We start from the raw sequence: 17,433 nt of genomic DNA on the forward strand, positions 1-17,433 counted from the left end.
CGTAGCTCTCCGAATTGAGCCGCTCGCGCACGAACGGGCACACTTGGCGCATCGCTTGCCTTGGGTTGAAGCATCGGCCGATGACATGGGAAACTCAGAAGATCGCTATTGTCGGCGCCGGCGTGGCGGGGCTCTGCGCTGCGGTCTACGCCCGCACCTGCGGCTTCGACGTCGACCTGATCGAGCAGCACGAAACGCCGGGCGGCCTCGCCACGCGCTGGCGGCGGGGCGATTACGCGTTCGAGACTTGTCTGCACTGGCTGCTCGGCTCCAATCCCGACGGGCGGCTGCACGACATGTGGGATGAGGTGTGCGACACCGACTTGCTCCAGTTCGTGTATCACGAGGAGTTCGTGCGGCTGGAGACCGAGCATAGTGAGGTGCTGCGCGTCTTCGCCGATGTCGATTGCCTGGAGCGCGAGTTTCTGCGCGTCGCGCCCGAGGACGCCGTTGAGATCCGCCAGTTCACCGCCGCTGTCCGGCACCTCACCGATCTGCCGCTTCCCGATCCCAGCGCTGACTGGATCGAGCGCGGCTGGACGATGCTGCGGATGTTACCGGAGATTCCGCTGCTCGCGCGGCTGTCGCGCCTCAGCGCGGAATCCTATGGCGCACGCTTCACCCATCCGCTGCTGCGCCGCTTCTTTGGTGAAGGCCCGTCGGCGCGGATGTCCGTACTTGCCCTGGCCTTCTCGCTGGCGTGGCAGAGCCAGCACAATGCGGGCTATCCGATCGGTGGATCGCAGGCGGTGATCGGCGCGATCGCGCAGCGCCTCGGCGATCTCGGCGGGCATCTGCGATGTGGCGCCGTCGTTGAGCGCATTCTCGTTGAGAATGACGCGGCCGTCGGGGTGCAGCTCGCTGGCGGCGAGACGATCCGGTCCGACTGGGTTATTTCGGCGGCTGACGGCCATGCAACCATCTATCAGCTGCTCGATGGCCGTTATACCGACGCGAGCGTTGAATCCGTCTTCGATCGCTACGAAAGCTTTCCCTCCTACCTCCAGGTTTCGTTCGGCGTGGCGCGCGATCTGTCGACCGAGCCCGGTTATCTGACGATCGTGCTCGACGCCCCCATCGCAATTGATCCCGAAACCCGCCTCGAGCAGCTCTCCTATCGCATCTTCCATTACGATCCGACCTGCGCGATCGCGGGCAAGACGGCGGTCACATGCTTCTTGCCGACGGCGAACTTCGGGCACTGGACCGCGCTCCGATCGACCGATCCGGCGCGCTATCATGCCGAGAAGGCGCGCATCGGCGAAGCCGTCATCGCCGTCCTCGAACGCCGGATCCCGGGAATTAGGCGCGCGATCGAAGTGATCGATATCTCCACCCCCGCCACGGTGATCCGCTACACCCGCAATTGGAAGGGGAGCATGCAGGGCTGGCTGATCACGCCCGAGACCGGCCTTGGCGCCATCCCCGCCACCTTGCCCGGCCTCGACCGCTTCATCCGGGTCGGTCAATGGATTCAGCCGGGTGGCGGGCTGCCCAGCGGCTTGATGACGGCCCGTGCAGCGCTCAAAACAATTTGCCGTGGCGCGCATGTCCCATTCCGAAATCGCACGCACACCCTCGAAATGTAGTGAGGGCGCGCCGTAAAGGTGCTGCTGCTCATGCCCATTCAGACTTGGGCAGTCTTTCCGACGCCCTGGCCGCGGCGTACAACGCTGGCGCTCGGGTCGTAGGACATTACGTTGCGAGCATCGCCTGGCGCGATTGGCCCTCGGCCTCGTGCTGCGCGGCGAGTTCAATGGCCAGACGCCGCTCGAGCCCGATATAGCTCGCCAACCGGCGCTGATCGGGTGGTGCGAGCATCCCGTCATCGTCTCGCCAAACTGGTGGTGGGCGCCGCCTTGCTCAGGGCTATGTCGACCGCGTATTCTGCTCGGATTCGCCACGCAGTATCGCCCGCTTCCCCTAAGTAGAGCCGCTGCTCAAAGGGCGATCGGCGCGCGTGATCTACCCAGCATTCGCCACGCATCGTCGATTTCATCTTCCGTAGCGATCTCTCCTGGCGCTGGATTTCGCTGTGCGTGCTGCGACACTATGGCTTCTGCCCGGTGCGGCGTTCTGCGCTCTATCGCAACATCAACCTGGGCACCGAATCGCCGCGCCAGGTTCATCGAAGGCATTCGGAACCTAGGCCACCGCGCTGGCTGACGCTCACGATGCGCGGCGATCCATTCGCGGAGCGGTTGCAATCTGGTGACTGATGATGAAAATTGCGGAGTGATGGCGCAAGAAATTGAGCTCAAGCTAGAGTTGACGCGCGACGCCGCCAACGCGATTGCGGTATCGGATGTGCTCGCCAATGCGCCAAAAATATCGCAGCAATGCTCGATCTATTTCGACACACCAGAATCTCGATTGGCGAAGGCCGGCCTTTCCCTTCGCATTCGCGAGTCGGGCGGGAAGCGCGTCCAGACGATCAAGTCGGACCGTGGCAATGCCGCCGGTCTCTTTACGCGAACCGAGCGGGAGCGGACCGTTCAGGACGACACCCCGGTCCTCGATGACGCCACTCTGATATCACCGGTGCTGCAGGACTGTGCCGACCTGATCGCTCCGGTGTTTGAAGTGCAGATCGAGCGGCGCACCTGGACGTTAAACGAGCATGATGCGGAGATTGAACTGGTCCTGGACCGGGGTGAGGTTATTGCGGGCGAACGCCGTTCGCCGATCTGCGAACTCGAGCTAGAGTTGAAGCACGGCCCCCCCACCGCGCTGTTCGCGATAGCGCGCCGGCTCGCCGCTGTCGCGCCCGTGCGGATCGGGGTGCTGACCAAGGCCGAACGCGGCTACCGGCTGGCCGGGCCGGTCATGAAAGCGGTCACGGCCGCGCCGATCCTGATCAGCAATGAGATGAGCTCAGCGCAAGCGTTTCAACACATTGTACAGTCGTGCCTGCGACACTTCCGCCTCAACGAGCCTCTCATTTGCGGCGATGACCGGGCCGCCGCGCTCCATCAGGCGCGCGTCGCGCTGCGGCGGCTGGGTTCGGCCTTCGCCGTATTCAAGGCGGACATCGACCATCGCGGCGCCGGGCTCGCCGACGAGGTTCGCTGGCTGGCATCGGAACTCGGCGACGCACGAAATCTCGACGTGCTGATCGAGCGTACGAAGCCCGGCTCGCTACAGGACCAGCTCGCAGCAGCGCGAAATCGTGCCTATGATCGCGTGGCCGTTATCCTTGCTTTGCCGCGCGCGCGTCTCCTCTTTCTCGACCTCACGGAATGGGTGACGACCGGGGGCGGGCTGAGCGCAACAGGCAACGGAGCGGCAAACGATCGGCCGTTGCAAGAATGTGCTGAGGCTGCCCTGACCCGCTTCCGGCGCAAGGTGAGTCGCCGTAAGCACCTCGCCAACGCGACCGATGAGACGCGGCACGAGATTCGCAAGACCGCGAAAAAGCTTCGTTACACGGCCGAATTTTTTGCCGCCCTGTTTAAAACACCGCGTCAGTCACGGCGCTACAAGCGGTTCCTTGCCGCACTGGAAACGCTGCAGGACCGGCTTGGTGCACTCAACGACCTTGCGACCGCAAAAAGCATGCTGGAGACACTCTGTCTCGCGGGCAATCGCCACGCGGCAAAGGTATCGGGCAAAGGCAGGAGGAAACGGCTGCTGCGGTTGGCAGCGGTAGCGCACAAGGATTGGGTCGGTACAAAGCAATTCTGGTGACGGCCAGCCGCTCGACCATCTGACGATCGCCGTGCACCGCGACCTGATCGACAAGATCGGCAAATTGGGAGCCACTCGGCGGCTGGCGGTTCGGCAACACGATCGACGGCGCGCAGACCGAAAATCTGCTGATGCCCGACGCGATGGCGAACCTGTCCCCGGTGCCCGATGGACTGACTGCCGAACAGGTGCTGCCGTGCCCCGACATCCTATCGACCGGGGTCGCGCAAGGGCCGATCGGCCTGTGCGCGGCCCCGGACCCGCGGCTGATGGGTGCGGATCACGTGACTGACTTCGAACAGGTCGATCCGGTGTCGGAAATCCTGAAGCTGACGCGCGGGCGCGGCTTCGATGTCGCGATCGAGGCGCTCGGCCGGCAGGCGACCTTCGAGGCTGACGGGCCGCATGGGCCGCACCGGGCGTAATCCAGATCCGCGACCAGATCGTCATTGATTGACCAGACGGTTCCGCCCGGCCGCGCCGCGCGGAACCCCTGCATGTCAGTCCATCCTGGCCAGCAGATCGTCGAGCGGCATCGTCATGAGCGTCGTGTAGCTGTCGGCGACGCCATAGGGCAGGATCAACCGGCCCGCATGGACCACGGCGCCGCAGCTATAGACCGCGTTCGGGACATAGCCGTCGCGCGTGCTGTCGGTCGGCGTTACGATCGGCAAGCGCGTGCGGGCGATCAGCTTGGTCGGGTCGCGCTTGTCGAGCAGGCATGCGCCCAGGCAATAGGTGCGGATCGCGCCGACGCCGTGGGTGATCACCAGCCAGCCCTGGTCGATCTCGATCGGCGGTCCGCAATTGCCGATCTGGACGAACTCCCAGGGCCAGCGGGGGTGGATCACCGCGGCGCCGCTTTCCCACCGGTGGAGATCGTTCGAGGTCAGCAGCCAGATATTCTCGTGATCCTGGCGGCCGAGCATCGCGTACGCGCCGTTCAGCCGGCGCGGAAACAGCGCCATCCCCTTGGTCGCGGCGTATCGCCCCTCGAGTGCCGTCAGCGCGAACGTCTCGAAATCGCTGGTCTTCAGCAGTTCCTGCCGAACCATCTCCTGGCCGACACCGGTATAGGGCCCCAGATAGGTGACGCTGCCATCGTCCTCGACGAACCGGGTCAGGCGAAGGTCCTCGAGCCCATGACGATGCTGGTAGCCGATCGGGAAAAGCACCATTGCGGCAAGATCGGTACCCGGTTCGAAGACCAGGCGCACGCCGGGGTCGTCGGGCGTGCGACCTGCTACCCACGCGACCTTAGGGGACACCATCTTCTTGCCGGCGGACCCGATCGTGACGCGTCCCGCCGCGTCAACCAACCCGACGCGAAAGACGATCGAGGAAATATGCCCCTCGCCGACCGCGCGCAACGCCATCACCACGCGCAGCGAGCCATCTGGAACGCCGCTTTGATCGGGGTGCGCGGCCATGCTCGGGTTGAATAAGGCGGCCGCCTCGACCGCATATTCATTGAGCAGATAGCCGCCCGTGAGCAGCCGCTGTTCGGTCGTAATCGCGCCGAGCCCGGCATCCGGCGGGACGATGTCCTGAAACCGTTGCGACAGGAGCGCATCGACGTCGGCGTGACGCTCGCGGAGATGGCGGCGCAACTCGCCCAGGTCGGCCGCTACCGTCGCGGCGTCGAGCCCCAACACGCGGCGAACGACGTGGACGATGCGGGTGCGCGGCACCGCGTCGCTGGGGAACGGATTGTCGGCCGGGATGAACGGGCGGAGCACCACGCGCGAGGCGTCGGGTTGCAGAAGCAGCCGAGGGCCGTCGTCACCAGGGAAAGCGGTCATCGGTGCGTCTCCCAGGCCATGCGCGGCATCGCGGTCCGCCCGAGATACCGTAACGCCGCGACGTCGATCATCCGCAAAGCTACGCATAGCCGCGAGGGTACCGAAACGGCGGTCCGCTCGCGCCGCGCCGCTCGCCGCGCCCCTGCCCGCATTCTGGCAGCGTTCGACCGCCGATACGCTGTCGGCGCTCTACGCCAGTCAGGCGAGGCTATCGTCTGCGCAGGCGGCGGCGCGGCTGGCAAGCGACGGACTGAATGCATCGGATCTAAAACGCGTGCGCCGGCCGATCCGCGATCTGCTGCGCGCATCGCCAACCCGCTGGTCGCGATCTTGCTGGTGGCGGCGTCGATCGCCGGCGCGACGGGCGACCTGGCCAGTTTCGTGATGATCGTCTCCGTCATCCTGGTGTCGACCATGCGCTGGACCGGAGCGTCGGATCGAACCGCGCGAAACTGGATGAGCGGCGCCGCCGGACCAAGCGGTTACCATCTCATCTGTCTTGCCCGCGAGTCGAATGCGGTTCTCGCGGCGATGCTGGCGTTGAGTGGGCGCCCTGAACTCGCGCTTTCCACTGACGTCCAAGCGGTGGAGGTCGCTCTTGCCAAGGCAATGGGCTCGCTTGAAGTGTTGAAGCGACAGCAAGCGTCGCGCCCAATGCGCTGAAGCAGTCGAGGAGCGTTCGGTGTCGGGCGATTCCGGCCTAACGGGCTCATATTAGCCGCGCGTCACGGAAATTATTCAGTGATCTGAGTGCCCATCTTTGTCCCCTGTGGGGCACCATCGCTTTCAACCCAACGTGTTGAAGGCGAACAGATGTTTGTCGATCGGGCGGGGCGGTTCTGACATTGGCCGCTGCCGAGATTGCTTTCCTCGCGGCGGGCGCATCTTTCCTATTTCCTAGAAGATGGCAAAGGCGTTCGGTTCGTTCCTATTCGGCTAGCTGGCTACATCAGGATTTGAGCCGCTGCCGCCGCCTCCGGTTTATATGGCGTCCGGTTGTGCTGACGGAGGTAGCGGGCAACACAACCGCTTGCGACCGTGGAATCGTCATGGTTGGGAGTCCCGCGATACACCGCGCTCACTTTCGCGCTGATCGACGAACGCTAGCTTAAACAGCGCGCTGCGGACTGTTGCCAGGCATCTTTGCATCGAACCGCTGACTTCTTGCGTCTGCAAGCCAGCAAGTCTGCTCAACTTGCGGTAAAGCTCCGCATCCCGTCTGCCGGGCTTATCGGGCGGTTATCGCTCTTGCGACGCTGCCGAATGGGATCGCCGGTGCCTATTGCGGCTCGAGAACACAGATCGTCGGCGCAAACAGCAGGTATTATGGCCCAAATCGGGACATTAATGCTGTATCGCAAGGCCGAGGCTTGATTAACTGCCGAAAAAAAGGTTAACAAAGGGATAACAGCGTTGCTTCAATGCCGCCGACCGCAGTAAGCGCTCTTCAGTTGGTAAAAGCAGTATTAATCTCAGGGGGGCTTTTCATGATCCGTTCCATTGGTCGCGCAGTTGCGATCGGGGCCATGGTGGCCGGTACGCTGTTTGTTGCACAGTCAGCGTCGGCCGCAACGGTATTTAGCTTTACCAACAAGGGCAGCACGTCCGCAGCCGGCGTCAATTCCTACACCTTTGCGTCCAATGACGGGTCAATGTCGGTGAAAGCGACCGCCTGGCACGCCAACGACCGCAATACGTCGGCGGTAACGACGGACACGATCTCTCGCGCGAAACTCGGCTTCTGGTCGAATGGCGGCTTGGGTGTGATCTATGGCACCGATAGTGCAGCTAACGGTATGCACCAGATCGACAATGCGGGCAGTGGTGCGGGCGCTGACTTCGTGATGCTGCAGTTCGACAGGGACGTGACGATCGACAGTCTATCGCGCAACGTTTACCGGATGAGCGGGGTCGCCTGCTGCGACAGCGATGCCGCTTTTTGGGCCGACACGTCCAACATCTTCGGCGCGCCTTCCTTGAGCGCGAACCTCAGTCTCACCAGCAGTCAGTTCAATGAAAGCATTTTCACAACGCTAACCGGGAATGGCTCATCGGGCACGACGAAGCTTGGCTCCAGCATTGCGGCTTCGGTGTGGTTCATATCGGCCGCTCACAATCAGAAAAATGATGGCTTCAAGATCTCAGATTTGACGGTCATCACCGCGGTTCCCGAGCCCGCCACTTGGGCGATGATGGTGCTTGGGTTTGGTTTCGTCGGTGCGGCAATGCGCCGCAGGATCCGTGTGTCGGAAGCAAACTTTACCAATAAGATCCGGGCGCTCGCTGAAGCCTGATCGCTAAATCCTGGGAATAGCGCAGGGCCGCCGGTCGTCAGACCGGCAGCGCTGCGCTGCGAGATCGCCGTCTCCAGAACAGGGGCTGGTGACACCATCGAGCGAGGTGCGCAGGGCCGAGTTGGCCGATCGCCCCGGCGGTGTTGCCGCCCCTGACCACACCAGCGGTTGAAGCAGTCCGGAAATGCTTCTCGTGTCGTCCAGCGCCTGCTGGTGCGGCTGGTGGCGTCAGCGTTTGCGCGCCGCCGCTTGCGCGAGCGCAATGGCGCCGAGCGGGCCAGCCTCGGTGCCGAGTCCGGCGGGCTGGATGAACTGCACAACGGTGGCGCCGTCAACGAATGGCAAGTAACCGGCGAGCCGATCGACCACCGCGGCGCGCACCCAGGACAACAGAAATGCGCGCGACAAGGCGACGCTGCCGCCGAACAGAATGCGCTGCGCCGATGTGGTGAGCAGGATCGCGGCGCATAATTCGGCGATATCGGCGGCGACGTGATGCCACACCGGATGCGTATCCGGCGCGGCGGCGGGATCCATGCCGAAACGGGCGCGGAGCGCGGGACCGGAAACGAGTCCCTCGGTGCAATCGCCATGAAACGCACAGGCGCCGGTGAATTCATCGCCCACCACGCGGCGCAAGCGCAGATGGCCGAGCTCGGGATGCATCGCGCCGTGCAGCGGTCGGCCGCGGATGAGCAGTCCGCCGCCCAGCCCGGTGCCGATGGTGATGTAACACAGGCTGTCGCAACCCGCGCCCGCGCCCCAGCGATATTCGGCCAAGGCCGCGCCGTTGACGTCGGTATCGATGGTCCACGGGCAGGGCAGCGCCTCGGTCAGCATTGCCGCCACCGCCGCGCCTGCCCAGCCGCGCTTGGGGGTAGGCAGGATGTGGCCGAAATCGGGGTGCGCGGGATCGAGCTGCACCGGGCCGAACGAGGCGATGCCCAGGCCGGTGAGCGGCGCCGCCGCGTGCCAGTCGCCCAGCTGTGCCCGGAGCTCGGACAGAGTCGCCCCAGGCGTGGTGGTGGGGATCACCTGCCGGGCGACGATCCGGTCGCCCTCCGCGAGCACCGCAATCGCCTTGGTACCGCCGAGCTCGACCCCGGCATAGCGCCCGTCCGTCATGCCGCCGCGGCCAACAGGGCGCGGTGGCGATCCAGACCTCTCCGTCGTTTGCATACGTGGCAAAGGGCTGTCCGGCCGGTCGGCCCCGCGGGGTTGAAAGCATGGCTGATCATCGCAGGACGCATCTCCCAGTTTTCGCAGCCATCATCAAGCGCCCTCGCCGTGCCCCGCGCATCGTTGCTCGCAACGCTCGATTGCGGCGCGCAACGACTGCCGGCGATTTTGTTTGCGCTATCATTAATGTGGCAGGCATTTGAGGACGCGATGCGTCGTGCAGGGCGAGACGACGTGCGCCGCCACCAAGGGAGAGCGTGTATGACAGCGGAATTCGAGCAGCGTGGCGTCGCCATTGGCCGTCGATCTTTCCTCGCCGGCGCGGCGGGCTTGGCCGGTATCGGCGTTGCCGCCCAGGCGCAATTTGCGGAATCACCGCCCATGCCCGCCGCCTGGACCGACGCCGAACAGCTGCCCTTGTGGCCGCAGGGCACGCCGACCAGCGGTTTCGCCGCCAAGCCGCTGCCGCCTGGGTGGCCCGATATCATGGTGCGCAACATTGAGCGCCCGGTGCTGCGCGTGTTCCGGCCGGGCACATCCAATGGCCGCGCCTTGCTGGCAATTCCCGGCGGCGCCTACACCTTCGTCTCGATCCTCAACGAAGGCGTGGATATTGCGCGTGCGATGACGGCGCGCGGCTACACCGTGTTCGTGCTGACCTATCGCCTGCCCGACGAGGGCTGGGCCGGGCGCGCCGATGTGCCGCTACAGGATGCGCAGCGCGCGATGCGCGTGATCCGCGCCCAGGCCAAAAGATATGGCTATGATCCGGCGACGGTCGCCGCGGTGGGCTTTTCCGCCGGCGGGCATCTTGGCGCGACGCTGGCCACCTGTTTTGCCGAGCCGGTCTATCGCGCGCGCGACGCGATCGATGCGCTGGATGCGCGGCCGGCGGCGATCGGGCTGATCTATCCCGTGATCAGCGTTACTGCGCCCGTAACGCATGCCGAATCAGCTTTACGCCTGCTCGGCACTGTGCCCAGCGCCGATCTCGTCGCACGACGTTCGCCGGCGCTGCATGTCACGCCGCAGACGCCGCCGGTATTCCTCGTCCATGCAGTGGATGACGGCGCAGTACCGGTGGAAAACAGCATGATCATGCTGCGCGCGCTGCAAGCCGCCAAGCGCCCCGTAGAAACGCATCTGTTCGAGGAAGGCGGGCATGGATTCGGGCTTGGCCCGCTGGACAAACCTTGGGGGCACTGGTCCAGTCTGTTCGCCGCTTGGCTCGATCGTCACCTTGCCCCCAGATAACCGCGCGCGACGTGTCTCGCGCGATGCGGCGTGTGCCCGGCACGATCATCAGCGATATACGTGCAAGGGGCGAGGAAAATAGCTTAGCCTAGTGGGCGATCACCAGCGCATCGCTGCCATCGTCCGCCACCGGCACGATCACCGGGATCAGCAGCTGCACGAAGCCCAAGGCGAGCAGATAGGAGCAGGAGCAGATCGCCAGCAGCGGGCCATAGCCATAGCCATGCGCTAGCGAGACGGCGGCCAGCTGGATCAGCACGATCGACCACATGTTGCCGCAAAAGGCGGCGATGCCGATGGTCGATCCGACTGCGCGTGCCGGGAACACGTCGGTGGTCAGCGCGAACACGTTGGTCGAAAAGCCCTGATGCGCGAACAGCCCGAGACCAAGCAGACCCGCCGCGGCCCAGGCGCTATCGACGAACAACACGCCGGTGACGGGCAGGATCAGCAACGCATAGATCAGCATGGTAACTTTACGCGCGCGATTGACGCTCCAGCCCGCCGCCATCATCCGCGTTGGCAACCAGCCGCCGGTCAGCGCACCACACGCTGCCATGCCGTAAACCAGCGCGATGGGCAGGCCCACGGTGCCCTGCGGCAGCCCGAACATGCGATGGAACAGATCGGGCAGCCAGGCGAGCATGAAGAACCACACCTGATCGGACAGCACCTTGGCGATGGCGATGGCGAGCGTCTTGCGATCGCGCACCAGGCTGAGCCATTTGATCGGCGCGGGCTTCACCGCATCCGCCGCGACCGGCTCGACCCGCACCATCAGCCACACCGCGACCCACACCAGCCCGAGACCGCCGGCAACGAGGAACGCCGCCTTCCAACCGAATGCGACGGCAAGCGCGGGAATGACCAGCGGCGTGACGATCGCACCGATATTGGGCGCGGTGTTGCCGATGCCGAGCGCCATCGAGCGCTCCTTCTGCGCGAAATAGGTGGCGGCGGTCTTGACGGCGGCAGGTGTGCCGATCGATTCCGCGGCACCCAAGACGACGCGCGAGGCGACGAACCCGCCGACCGTGCTGACCAGCGCATGCGCCATGCCAGCCAGGCTCCAGATGCCCACGCCCAGCGCGAAGCCAAGCCTGAGCCCGACGCGATCGATGAACCAGCCGGTGCCGAGAAAGGCCACGGCGGCGGCGAACTGGAAAGCCGAGATCATGTTGGCATAATCGCCATCGCTCCAGCGGAATTCCGCTTCCAGCGTAGGCTTGAGCAGCGCCAGGATCTGGCGATCGACATAATTGAGCATGATCGCGAAAAAGACCAACGCAACGATGATCCACCGTCTGCGCTCCAGCGCCTTCTCCGTCATGCATCCACTCCCATTGTGCTTTCCGATAACGTTGTCATACCCTGCGGCACTCGGCTAGAGATTAATCTCTGGTTGCCGCCGGCATGAACGGCGCGGGGGCTGGTGTGCGGCACGGTGGACCCGGGAACAAGCCCGGGGTGACGAGGGGAGCGGAATTGGCCAACAGTATAAAACGTCCCCTGCCGATGGCCGCCGATCTCTACGGCGATATCGAGCCGTCGCCGCAAGGAACCTGGCAGACCTATTTCCCCGGCCTCGCCATTGTCGCCGCGGGCACGCTGGCGGCTGCGTTCATCTCGGATCATTATGGTGCGCCGCTGACCTTGATGGCGCTGCTGATCGGGCTCGCGCTCAATTTTCTGAGTGCCGATACGCGGCTGACGCCGGGGCTGGCCTTCGCTTCACGCTCGCTGCTGCGTTGGGGCATCGTGCTGGTCGGGGTGCGCATCACTTTCGGGCAGATCGTCGATCTCGGACCGGTGGCGTTGCTCTGCGTACTGGCCATCGTCGCGCTGACGATCGGAGCGGGCATCGTCGCCGCGCGACGCTTCGGCTTTGATACCGCATTCGGCACGCTGGCGGGCGGCGCGGTGGCGATCTGCGGCGCGTCGGCAGCGATGGCGCTGGCCACGACATTGGGCGAGAAGCGCACCAGCCAGGCGCAACTGACCATGGTGCTGGTCGGCATTTCGGCACTCAGCGCGCTGGCCATGGTGCTGTACCCGATCGCCGCGCACGCATTGCAACTGAGCGATCTCAAAGCCGGTTTCCTGCTCGGCGCGGCGATCCACGATGTCGCGCAGGCGCTGGGCGCGGGCTATTCCTATTCCGATGCGGCGGGCGGCATCGCCGCGATCGTCAAGCTGACGCGCGTCGCGTTGCTGGCGCCAGTACTGGCGATCGTCGCGCTGTTCCTGCGCGGCGATGGGACGCGGGCGAAGGGGCCGGGCATTCCGTGGTTCGTGGTCGGCTTTTTCGTGCTGGCGGGGATCAATTCGTTCGGCGTGATCCCGGCGGTGGTGGCCAAGGGGGCGGAGCAGATCGCCGCCGGGTTGCTGGCTGCCGCGGTGACCGCGACCGCGATCCGGTCGCCTCTGTCGCAATTGCTGGAGGCGGGGCCGAAACCACTGTTCGTGATCCTGGTGGCGACGATCATTGCCTTCGTGCTGGCGCTGGGCGCGGCGCTTCTGCTGATCGGGTAGCGGCTCCTCCTTTCAGCGAGGGGAGATAAGCCCGGTCGATCCGCGCACCACCAACTCATAGGGCAATTCGCGCCGCTCGGGCGGCATGTCTGCGGCTGCGAGCAGCAGATCGGCGGCGGCATAGCCCATTGCGCGGGTTGGCTGGCGGATCGTGGTCAGCGGCGGCCATACCACGCTGGCCAGCGCGCTATCGTCGAACCCGGCGACCGACAATTGCTCCGGCACCTTGATCCCGCGGCGATGCGCCGTCGCCAGCACGCCCGCCGCCATATCATCGCTGGATGCGAAGATCGCGCTGGGCGGGATGGGCAGATCGAGCAAGGCGTCCGCAGCGGCCGAGCCCGAGGCGAAATCATAGCGCCCTTCGCGCACCAGATCGTCATCGAGCGCAATGCCCGCTGCCGCCAGCGCCGCGGCATAGCCGTCGAAGCGCTGCGCGCTGGTGACATAATCGGGGTGGCCGCGCACCAGCGCGATGCGGCGATGCCCCAGCGCCAGCAGATGCTCGGTCATCAGCCGCGCCGCCGCCTCGTTATCGATGAAGGTCGAGGCGCTCAGCGCCACATCGCCGCCCGGGGACACGCGCACAAACCGCACCCCGCGTCGCGCAAGCAAATCCAGCACCGCATCATAATCGGTCACCGGCGGCGTCAGGATCAGCCCGTCGACGCTGGTCGCATCGACGAGATTTTCGATATCCTCGATCAACGTGGCCGAATCGCGATCGTAAGGTTGCGCAATCATCCGTACACCTTCCTTGGCGCAGCGATCGCGGATCCCGGATTGCATCTCATAGACAAAATAAGGGCTGGGATTGTCGCAGATCAGCGCGATCTGGAAGCTTCTTTTGCCCGCCAGCGCGCGCGCCGCCACGCTAGGACGAAAATTGAGGAGGGCCACCGCCGCTTGCACGCGCTCTCGCGTCGCCGCCCCGACATAGCGTTCGTTGTTGAGCACGCGCGATACCGTCTTGATCGATACCCCCGCTTCGCGGGATACGTCCTTGATGGTCACGCGCACTGTATCACCCCCGGCACTCCATTCGTCGCCGGATGTGCCGCAGCCCGTCGCACCCGTCCAGTCGCTTGCCGTTACTGTTATATGGCGCTAATACACTTGCCCGCCCAGTCGCTCGTTCAGCGGCCTGCGGACTGATCCGGAACCAGACATGCGCCCTTATCCCTTCACCCCGGCCACCGCGCCCTCGGTCAATCCCGATCGCGGTGCTGTGCGCGAGCCCGCCGGCTACGATCCGTATCGCCCAGAGCCAGAGGATCCGCGCGACGATCGGCGTTACGACGGTAATGCGCCGGCGCCCTATCGCGGCTCGCGCTGGCGCTGGCCGGTGCGCATCGCCGGGGCCGGCATCGTACTGTTCGTGCTGGCGGTGATCTGGCTGGCCTTTACCGCGCCGCTGTCGAAGTCGCTCGAACCGCTGACCCCGCCGAGCATCACCTTGCTGGCCGCGGATGGCACGCCGATTGCGCGGCGCGGCGCGATCATCGGCCGGCCGGTCGATGCCGAGCAACTGCCCGCCACCGTGACGAACGCCTTTCTGGCGATCGAGGACCGGCGCTTCCGCACGCATTGGGGCGTCGATCCGCGCGGCATTGCGCGCGCTTTCTGGCATAATATGACGAGCGACGGGCGCAACCAGGGCGGCAGCACGATCACGCAGCAGCTGGCCAAGAATGCGTTCCTCGATTCGGATCGCACCGCCGCGCGCAAGATTCGCGAAGTGATGATCGCCATGTGGCTGGAGGCGTGGCTGTCGAAGAACGAGATCCTGTCGCGCTATCTCTCCAACGTCTATTTCGGTGACAACGTCTACGGCCTGACCGCGGCGGCGAAGCATTATTTCAACCGCACGCCGGAGGAGCTGTCGATCGCGCAGTCGGCGATGCTGGCGGGGCTGGTCAAGGCGCCGTCACGGCTTGCGCCCACGGTCAATCTGGCCGGCGCGCGCGCGCGGCAGAAGCTGGTGGTCGGCGCGATGGCCGATGCCGGGTTCATCACCGCGGCGCAGGCCGAGGAGGTGCGCCCGGCGCGGCTCGCCACCAATCGCATCAAGCCGCTGCCCGATGGCACCTACTTCGCCGATTGGGTGCTGCCCGAGGCGCGCGACACGGCCGGCGAGATCGCGCAGGAAACCACCGTGACGACGACGCTGGATCGCCGCCTGCAGACCGCCGCCGAGCGCGTCGTGCGCGGCGCCGGCCTGCGCGATGCGCAGGTCGCATTGGTGGCGATGCGCCCAGATGGCCGTGTCGTGGCGATGGTCGGCGGCAAGAATTACAAGACCAGCACGTTCAACCGCGCAGTGCAGGCGCGGCGGCAATCGGGCTCGACGTTCAAATTGTTCGTCTATCTCGCCGCGCTGCGCAGCGGCCTCACGCCCGATTCGATGATCGAGGACGAACCCGTCACGATCGCCGAGTGGAGCCCCAAGAACAGCGATGGGCGCTATGCCGGCAACATCACGCTGCGCCGCGCCTTTGCCAAATCGAGCAACGTGGCGGCGGCGCGGCTGACGCAGCAGGTCGGCGTGAAAAACGTCATCCGCGCGGCACGCGATCTGGGCATTACCACGCCGATCCCCAACGAAGCGACCATCGCCCTGGGCAGTGCGACGGGATCGTTGCTCGAGCTGACCTCAGCCTATGCGGCTGTGGCGGCGGGGGCCTATCCGGTGCGCGCGCGCGGCGTGGCCGAAGCGGGCAATCGCACCTGGTATGACAATCTCACAGGGCGCTCGCATCGGATGGATGGCGCGCTCCGCGAACAGATGCTCGATCTGCTCTCCGCGTCGCCCGAAACGGGCACGGGGCGCGAGGCGGCCTTGTCGGTCAAGACCTATGGCAAGACCGGCACAACATCGGACAGCCGCGACGCCCTGTTCGTCGGCTTTGCCGGCGATCTGGTGGTCGGCGTGTGGGTCGGCAATGATGACAATACCACCAATCCCGGCCTGTCCGGCGGCGGGCTGCCGGCGCGGATCTGGCGCGATTTCATGATGCGCGCGCTGAACGTTGGTCCGGCCGTGGCGCCCGAACCCGAACCGGCCATGATCGAGGAGGACGACGGCAACGGGCTGGGGCTGGAAGATCTCGGGCTGGACGGGGTGCAATTGCCCGAGGGCGAAATCGAGGGGCTGGGCCTCGGGCTGCGCGTCGGGCCCAACGGCATCGAGATCAACCGCGCGCGCGATCGCGATGCGCCGCGCCGCGACGAGCGCCGTCGCGACGACCGCGCGCCGCCCGAGGACGAACCGATCGAGGATGAGTTCTAGTGGGGAAGACGCCGCAGCGGGCGGACCAAAAAAAAGGGCGCCCCGAACTCGGAGCGCCCCTCGATAGCGGGTATTGGGCGAGGAGCTTACGCCCTCGCGACCTTCGTCCGGGTCGAGCTGTGCCCGCCTGAACGGTACAGCATGTCGGCGGCTGCATCGGGGCTGACACCGACGGCGTTGGTATCGACCGAAACGAACACCCCGCCTTCGTTGATACGGCCTTCGTAATAGCTCGCGTCGACGCGGCTCACGCCGTGATCGGTCATGACCTTTTCGAGACCACCGACGGCACCGCCAAGGGCGGCACCGGTTACCGCTGCAGCGGGGATGGCGGCGGAGGCGATGGCGCCTGCCGCCACCAGCGGGCCGACACCGGGAATGGCAAGCGCAGCGATGCCGAGCAGTGTGCCGATACCGGCGCCCGCCGCTACCTTGCCGACGAACTCCTGCGTATCGGCGCCGCTGCCGTCGGTAGTGGTGTTCTTTCCGTCGTGCTGCGCCACGATCGAGATGGCGCTATCGTTTACTCCCGCCGCGCGGAGTTCGGATACGGCGCGCTCGGCTTCGGCATGGGTGTCGAACACGGCGGATACTAGGTTCGAGTTCATTGTCATTCCTGTCGTGATTATGAGCCTCAGAGACTGTGAAATCCGCCAGCCAATCTATTCGTTCCGAACAATCACCATTAACGGCAGGTAATGCCAGGCGGCGCGACGTATACGTCGTCACTTGCCCTTTGGTGACGGGAGCCGCCACGTCGTGCTGCTGTTCAGCGGAGGGTGCGCTCCCCGTGCTTCAACATGGCCGGGATGACCAACTCTTCCTCGTCAGCAAGATGCTGGAGCAACAGGTGCAGCAGCTTTCCGGCGTCGGCGGCATAAAGATCGGCCGCGCGGCGCGCGTCGTCACCGGGCAAAGCCAACGCGCTGATCAGCCCGCGGGCCTGAGCGACGGTAGCGATCAGCTGCTGGTGAATAATCTGGTGATCCCCCTCGAGCAGATCGAAGCCGATCACGAGCCGATCGTCCAACTGGCGAAATCTGGGAAAATAGGCAGCGTCCTCAATGCGATGATGCTGATCGAGATGCTGTAGGAAGCCGTCAAGCCCGGGGACGAACGCACGCTGAAGCTGGGCAGCGTCGATCCGCTGTTCGCGAAACGCATCGACGATACGCGCCACCTCGCCGCCTTCATGGCGCAGGCTGGCGTGCACCTGAAGCCAGAAATCCGCCAGCTGCCCGAAACCGGCATGCGCGCGCCAGCCACCGCGCGGGTAAGGCGCACGCAAAAAGGCGATGTCATCGGGCAGGCCGCCACGCGCGCCAAGAACAAGCGCTGCGGGTGATGAATCGTTCATACAAGCGCTCCCGCCGCGGCACGTCCGCGGTCCCGCGGA

Annotated in this window: 15 protein-coding genes; 8 read left to right on the forward strand and 7 right to left on the reverse strand. The window is 65.2% G+C overall.

Features of this window, described 5'->3' with window-relative positions; genetic code table 11:
- Nucleotides 1–80: 80 nt before the first annotated feature.
- On the forward strand, nt 81–1,589 hold the full coding sequence (locus ABC969_RS06630; RefSeq protein ID WP_345863900.1) for a phytoene desaturase family protein: 1,509 nt from the start codon (nt 81–83) through the stop codon (nt 1,587–1,589).
- Nucleotides 1,590–1,695: 106 nt separating this feature from the next.
- Here the strand turns inward: ABC969_RS06630 and ABC969_RS06635 are convergent, their stop codons facing one another.
- Nucleotides 1,696–1,821: a hypothetical protein gene (locus ABC969_RS06635; protein WP_345863901.1), complete on the reverse strand. Its 126-nt coding sequence runs from the start codon at nt 1,819–1,821 to the stop codon at nt 1,696–1,698.
- Between the two features lie 390 nt (nt 1,822–2,211).
- Here ABC969_RS06635 and ABC969_RS06640 point away from each other — a divergent pair, with 390 nt between their 5' ends.
- A complete protein-coding gene (locus tag ABC969_RS06640) occupies nt 2,212–3,687 on the forward strand; it encodes a CYTH and CHAD domain-containing protein (RefSeq protein WP_345863902.1) in 1,476 nt (491 codons plus the stop codon).
- Nucleotides 3,688–3,818: 131 nt separating this feature from the next.
- Complete coding sequence (locus tag ABC969_RS06645; protein ID WP_345863903.1) at nt 3,819–4,112, forward strand: zinc-binding dehydrogenase; 294 nt, start codon at nt 3,819–3,821, stop codon at nt 4,110–4,112.
- A gap of 75 nt (nt 4,113–4,187) precedes the next feature.
- On the opposite strand, the gene ABC969_RS06650 is transcribed toward ABC969_RS06645, so the two are convergent.
- Entirely contained in the window at nt 4,188–5,489 is a 1,302-nt protein-coding gene (locus tag ABC969_RS06650; RefSeq protein ID WP_345863904.1) for a glycoside hydrolase family 130 protein, read from the reverse strand.
- A gap of 18 nt (nt 5,490–5,507) precedes the next feature.
- On the opposite strand from ABC969_RS06650, the gene ABC969_RS06655 reads away from it, so the two are divergent.
- Complete coding sequence (locus ABC969_RS06655) at nt 5,508–6,152, forward strand: hypothetical protein (RefSeq protein ID WP_345863905.1); 645 nt, start codon at nt 5,508–5,510, stop codon at nt 6,150–6,152.
- Between the two features lie 824 nt (nt 6,153–6,976).
- Nucleotides 6,977–7,783: a PEPxxWA-CTERM sorting domain-containing protein gene (locus tag ABC969_RS06660; protein ID WP_345863906.1), complete on the forward strand. Its 807-nt coding sequence runs from the start codon at nt 6,977–6,979 to the stop codon at nt 7,781–7,783.
- A gap of 228 nt (nt 7,784–8,011) precedes the next feature.
- On the opposite strand, the gene ABC969_RS06665 is transcribed toward ABC969_RS06660, so the two are convergent.
- Complete coding sequence (locus tag ABC969_RS06665) at nt 8,012–8,908, reverse strand: ROK family protein (protein WP_345863907.1); 897 nt, start codon at nt 8,906–8,908, stop codon at nt 8,012–8,014.
- Between the two features lie 315 nt (nt 8,909–9,223).
- On the opposite strand from ABC969_RS06665, the gene ABC969_RS06670 reads away from it, so the two are divergent.
- Nucleotides 9,224–10,216 (forward strand): alpha/beta hydrolase, encoded by a 993-nt coding sequence (locus ABC969_RS06670; RefSeq protein WP_345863908.1) that lies wholly within the window; start codon nt 9,224–9,226, stop codon nt 10,214–10,216.
- Nucleotides 10,217–10,304: 88 nt separating this feature from the next.
- On the opposite strand, the gene ABC969_RS06675 is transcribed toward ABC969_RS06670, so the two are convergent.
- Entirely contained in the window at nt 10,305–11,546 is a 1,242-nt protein-coding gene (locus ABC969_RS06675; protein WP_345863909.1) for an MFS transporter, read from the reverse strand.
- 185 nt (nt 11,547–11,731) lie between these two features.
- Between ABC969_RS06675 and ABC969_RS06680 the strand changes: the two genes are divergently transcribed.
- Nucleotides 11,732–12,748 (forward strand): YeiH family protein, encoded by a 1,017-nt coding sequence (locus tag ABC969_RS06680; protein WP_345864295.1) that lies wholly within the window; start codon nt 11,732–11,734, stop codon nt 12,746–12,748.
- Nucleotides 12,749–12,760: 12 nt separating this feature from the next.
- Here ABC969_RS06680 and ABC969_RS06685 read toward each other — a convergent pair whose 3' ends face one another.
- Nucleotides 12,761–13,768, reverse strand: coding sequence for a LacI family DNA-binding transcriptional regulator (locus ABC969_RS06685; RefSeq protein WP_345863910.1), 1,008 nt, complete (start codon nt 13,766–13,768; stop codon nt 12,761–12,763).
- A gap of 148 nt (nt 13,769–13,916) precedes the next feature.
- On the opposite strand from ABC969_RS06685, the gene ABC969_RS06690 reads away from it, so the two are divergent.
- On the forward strand, nt 13,917–16,037 hold the full coding sequence (locus ABC969_RS06690) for a transglycosylase domain-containing protein (RefSeq protein WP_345863911.1): 2,121 nt from the start codon (nt 13,917–13,919) through the stop codon (nt 16,035–16,037).
- Between the two features lie 86 nt (nt 16,038–16,123).
- Here the strand turns inward: ABC969_RS06690 and ABC969_RS06695 are convergent, their stop codons facing one another.
- The gene (locus ABC969_RS06695; protein ID WP_345863912.1) at nt 16,124–16,645 is read right to left on the reverse strand and encodes a hypothetical protein; all 522 of its coding nucleotides are present in this window, start codon (nt 16,643–16,645) and stop codon (nt 16,124–16,126) included.
- Nucleotides 16,646–16,806: 161 nt separating this feature from the next.
- The gene (locus ABC969_RS06700; protein ID WP_345863913.1) at nt 16,807–17,394 is read right to left on the reverse strand and encodes a hemerythrin domain-containing protein; all 588 of its coding nucleotides are present in this window, start codon (nt 17,392–17,394) and stop codon (nt 16,807–16,809) included.
- Between the last annotated feature and the right edge of the window lie 39 nt (nt 17,395–17,433).

Source organism: Sphingomonas qilianensis (assembly GCF_039614825.1).
Lineage (GTDB): Bacteria > Pseudomonadota > Alphaproteobacteria > Sphingomonadales > Sphingomonadaceae > Sphingomonas > Sphingomonas qilianensis.

Bases quoted from the DNA above. Each gene is read 5' to 3' on its own strand.
- ABC969_RS06645 (WP_345863903.1), top strand. From the start codon at position 3,819: ATGCCCGACGCGATGGCGAACCTGTCCCCGGTGCCCGATGGACTGACT.
- ABC969_RS06665 (WP_345863907.1), bottom strand. From the start codon at position 8,908: ATGACGGACGGGCGCTATGCCGGGGTCGAGCTCGGCGGTACCAAGGCG.
- ABC969_RS06695 (WP_345863912.1), bottom strand. From the start codon at position 16,645: ATGAACTCGAACCTAGTATCCGCCGTGTTCGACACCCATGCCGAAGCC.
- ABC969_RS06650 (WP_345863904.1), bottom strand. From the start codon at position 5,489: ATGACCGCTTTCCCTGGTGACGACGGCCCTCGGCTGCTTCTGCAACCC.
- ABC969_RS06630 (WP_345863900.1), top strand. From the start codon at position 81: ATGACATGGGAAACTCAGAAGATCGCTATTGTCGGCGCCGGCGTGGCG.
- ABC969_RS06655 (WP_345863905.1), top strand. From the start codon at position 5,508: ATGCGCGGCATCGCGGTCCGCCCGAGATACCGTAACGCCGCGACGTCG.
- ABC969_RS06670 (WP_345863908.1), top strand. From the start codon at position 9,224: ATGACAGCGGAATTCGAGCAGCGTGGCGTCGCCATTGGCCGTCGATCT.
- ABC969_RS06635 (WP_345863901.1), bottom strand. From the start codon at position 1,821: ATGCTCGCACCACCCGATCAGCGCCGGTTGGCGAGCTATATCGGGCTC.
- ABC969_RS06700 (WP_345863913.1), bottom strand. From the start codon at position 17,394: ATGAACGATTCATCACCCGCAGCGCTTGTTCTTGGCGCGCGTGGCGGC.
- ABC969_RS06690 (WP_345863911.1), top strand. From the start codon at position 13,917: ATGCGCCCTTATCCCTTCACCCCGGCCACCGCGCCCTCGGTCAATCCC.
- ABC969_RS06680 (WP_345864295.1), top strand. From the start codon at position 11,732: ATGGCCGCCGATCTCTACGGCGATATCGAGCCGTCGCCGCAAGGAACC.
- ABC969_RS06675 (WP_345863909.1), bottom strand. From the start codon at position 11,546: ATGACGGAGAAGGCGCTGGAGCGCAGACGGTGGATCATCGTTGCGTTG.
- ABC969_RS06660 (WP_345863906.1), top strand. From the start codon at position 6,977: ATGATCCGTTCCATTGGTCGCGCAGTTGCGATCGGGGCCATGGTGGCC.